This window comes from Salinimicrobium oceani (assembly GCF_012037645.1).
Window position 1 is genome coordinate 1 of the sequence record NZ_JAAVJR010001523.1, and the last position, 297, is coordinate 297.

General features: G+C 45.5%; 1 protein-coding gene. It reads left to right on the forward strand.

The features are described from left to right. Positions 1–177 (forward strand): cupin domain-containing protein (locus HC175_RS24555; RefSeq protein ID WP_479685270.1); only part of this gene is annotated, 177 nt, incomplete at its 5' end. Positions 178–297: the final 120 nt, after the last annotated feature.

A 297-nucleotide genomic window follows, 5' to 3' on the forward strand; every position in this document is an offset into this window, starting at 1 on the left:
GATCGTACAGAAACTGTAAATGAAGGGGAGATCATTGTTGTGCCAAAAGGCGTAAAACATTGTCCTATGACCAAAGACGGAGAGGAAGTGCACATCATGCTTTTTGAAAAGCTCAGCACCAAACACACCGGTGATGTGCAGGACAGCCTTACCCAATCTGACTATCCAAAAATCTGATCATTCATGACCATTCTTCACGCCGATTCTAATCATCCAACTCTTTTACAGCAACTCGAAGCAGCCGGATTCAGGAATGTGGAAGGCTACACCTTAACGCCACAGGAGATCCTGCAGGAT